This is a genomic window from Mesorhizobium sp. M7A.F.Ca.ET.027.03.2.1 (genome assembly GCF_003999175.1).
Classification (GTDB): Bacteria; Pseudomonadota; Alphaproteobacteria; order Rhizobiales; family Rhizobiaceae; genus Mesorhizobium.
Map to the genome: position 1 here is coordinate 1 of NZ_RZOM01000700.1, position 3,305 is coordinate 3,305.

Genomic DNA, 3,305 nt, shown 5'->3' on the forward strand with positions numbered 1-3,305 from the left:
GGCCGGCGTGGTTGCCGCGGCCGCCGGCCTCACTGCCGCGCAAGTCGAGAAGGTCTATAAGGATATCGTCAGCAAACGCCGCGCCGCCCGCTATCTTCACGCACGGCCGCAGCTGCCCGCTGCGATGGACAGGGATTGACCCATGTGCGGCATCGCCGGAATTGTGGCGCTGAACGCGGCTGCGGAGCCTCCTTCACGAGCCGCGCTTCTGAGAATGGCAGCCGCGCTCTCCCATCGAGGTCCGGACGAAAGCGGCCTTTATCGCGACAGGCGAGCGGGGCTGGCGCATACCCGCCTGTCGGTCATCGATCTCTCGACCGGACAGCAGCCCCTCGCCGACACAGGCAATACCACCTGGATCGTGTTCAACGGCGAGATCTTCAATTACGTCGAGTTGCGTGACCAACTCATAGCCCTGGGACATCGTTTCCGCACCCGCAGCGATACGGAGGTCGTCGTGCACGCCTACCGCGCCTGGGGCGTGGGCGCGTTCCAGCGGCTGAACGGGCAGTGGGCACTCGCCATCTGGGACTCGCTGACAGGCCGCCTCGTCCTGTCGCGCGATCGGTTCGGTATCTGCCCGCTGCATTTGTGCGAACACGCCGGCCGCCTGCATTTCGCCAGCGAAGTTAAGGCCATCTTCGCAGCCGACCCGGCGATACCGCGGGCCTTCGATCCGGCGGGGGTCGACCAGACTTTCACGCTGTGGACGGTCGTACCGCCGCAAGGCGTATTTCAGGGAGTACAGGAACTTACCCCCGGCCATGTCCGCATTTACGACAATGGCAGCGTTCGTGAGCACGCTTTCTGGAGACCTTGCTATCCCGAGATCGAGGACCTGGCCCATTGCACCTTCACGGGCTCGCTGGAGGATGCGGTGGACGAAGTGCGCGGCGCCTTGCAGGCCGCGACGGCGCTTAGGATGGTGAAGGCGGATGTGCCGGTCGGCTGCTACCTTTCCGGCGGGCTCGACAGCTCACTTGTCGCCATGCTCGGGAGGCGCTTCGCCGGCGCGCCATTCCAGACCTTCTCGTTGCGTTTTGCTGACGCCGAATATGATGAAACCCGTTACCAGCGGCTGGTTGCAAGTGCGAGCGGCGGCGAGCACCACGAGGTGATGGTTTCGCGTGGCGACATCGCCGACATCTTTCCGGATGTGATCCGTCACGCCGAGCGTCCGATTCTCAGGACCGCGCCGGCGCCGTTGTTCCTTCTCTCTAGGCTGGTGCGCGAACATGGCATCAAGGTCGTGCTGACCGGCGAGGGGGCCGACGAGATGTTCGCCGGCTACGACCTGTTCCGGGAAGGCAAGGTCCGCCGCTTCTGGGGGCGGCAGCCCGCCTCCGCCCGACGCGCGCGACTGCTGGAACGCCTGTATCCTTATCTGAGCCGCTCGCCGGTCAAGCAGCAGGCGATGGCACGCCAGTTCTTTGGACACGGTCTCCATGCATATGGCGTGCCCGGCTTCGCGCATGATACCCGCTGGCGCACCACCAGCGCCATCAAACGGCTGTTCTCGGCCGACATGCATGCCGAAGCGGCGCGCCACGACGTGGTGGCTGACCTGCTCGGCCGCCTGCCCGAAGAGTTCCAACGATGGGGTCCTCTCGCGCAGGACCAGTACCTTGAGATCAGGACGCTGATGTCGGGCTACCTGCTCTCCTCGCAAGGAGACAGGATGCTGATGGCTCACTCCGTCGAAGGGCGTTTCCCGTTCCTGGACGACAAGCTCGTGGCCTTGGCGAATTCGCTACCGGCCGACTACAAGCTGCGCATTCTGGATGAGAAACACGTGCTGAAGCGTGTGGCGAAATCGATCGTCCCCGCGGAAGTCGTGGCCCGCAAGAAGCAGCCCTACCGGGCGCCCAACGCACTTTGCTTCATGGGCGATAGCGCACCCGCCTATGTCCGCGAAGCACTCTCTGAGACTGCCCTGCGCGCGGCGAATGTCTTTGATCCGAACTCGGTCGCGCGCCTGCTGGACAAATGCGCTGCCAAGACCGGCGATGGCGATCTGTCCAACTCGGACAACATGGCGCTGGTCGGCGTGCTGTCGACGCAGCTCCTCCATCAGCAGTTTGTCGCAAGCCGTCCATCAAGCGGGCGTGCGGTCGACCTCAGGATAGATGTCGATCGCCTGCACAGGGAAGAGGTGCTGGTATGATGCATGGCGCCGTCCCTCTGCTGCACGACTACCTCAGCCATTCGGCCGGCCGGCTCGGTGACAAGGTGGCGCTGGTGTGCGGCGGGCACCGGCTCGCCTATGATGAGCTTGAGACACGTTCCAACGCGGTCGCCCATCATCTCGTCACGTCCGGGGTTGCCCCCGGTGACCGCGTCATGATCTTCGCCGACAACACCGTCGAGACCGTGGTCAGCTTCTGGGCGGTTCTCAAGGCGAGCGCCGTTGTGTGCATCGTCAATCCGCTCACCAAGAGCGACAAGCTGGGGTATTTGCTCAACGATTGCCTGCCGGCAGCATTGATCACCGACAAACATTTGCAGGCAATCTTTACTGAACCGGCGCGTAACTGTCCTTCGCTGCGGCGGCTCATCGTCTCCGGTCCGGTGGACGTCGCCGAGCTCCGGGGATTGCCGCATGCCGTGCGCTGGGATGAGGCGGCTGCCGGCCACGGCAAAGCGCCGGCCCGCCGCCGCATCGATATCGATCTCGCAGCCATCATCTACACGTCGGGCTCGACCGGCGAACCCAAAGGCGTGATGCTGACGCACAGGAACATGATGGCAGCCTGCACGTCGATTGCCTCGTACCTCGAACTTGGCGAAGACGATGTGATCCTCAATGTCCTGCCCCTGGCCTTCGACTACGGCCTCTATCAGATGATAATGGCATTCCGTACCGGGGCGCGCTTGGTCCTCGAGCGCTCGTTTGCCTTCCCCGCACAGATACTTGCGATCATCGAAAGGGAGAGAGTTACAGGCTTTCCCGGCGTGCCAACCATCTTTGCCGCGCTGTCGGATCTCAAGACGCTGAAGGCAGATGATTTTGCAAGCATAAGGTATGTCACGAACACTGCCGCGGCACTGCCGCTCAAGCACATTCGCCTGCTCCAGGAACTGTTTGCCGATGCTCGCATCTATTCGATGTACGGCCTGACCGAATGCAAACGCTGCACCTATCTTCCGCCGGAAGATCTTGCGCGAAAACCGTTGAGCGTGGGGATCGCCATCCCGAACACCGAAATGTGGATTGTCGATGAGGATGACCGAAGGGTCGGTCCCAATGTCGTCGGCCAGCTAGTCATTCGCGGGGCAACGGTCATGAAGGGCTACTGGGGTAAGCC

2 protein-coding genes and 1 pseudogene are annotated in these 3,305 nt (G+C 63.0%); all 3 read left to right on the forward strand.

Annotation, left to right across the window (positions count from 1 at the left end; genetic code table 11):
* Positions 1–139, forward strand: a pseudogene (gene nadE, locus EN750_RS40960) (NAD(+) synthase); the annotation flags it as partial.
* 3 nt (positions 140–142) lie between these two features.
* Entirely contained in the window at positions 143–2,164 is a 2,022-nt protein-coding gene (gene asnB, locus EN750_RS25180; protein WP_127398115.1) for an asparagine synthase (glutamine-hydrolyzing), read from the forward strand.
* Positions 2,161–3,305 (forward strand): AMP-binding protein (locus EN750_RS25185; protein ID WP_189526438.1); only part of this gene is annotated, 1,145 nt, incomplete at its 3' end. The genes asnB and EN750_RS25185, both read left to right, overlap by 4 nt.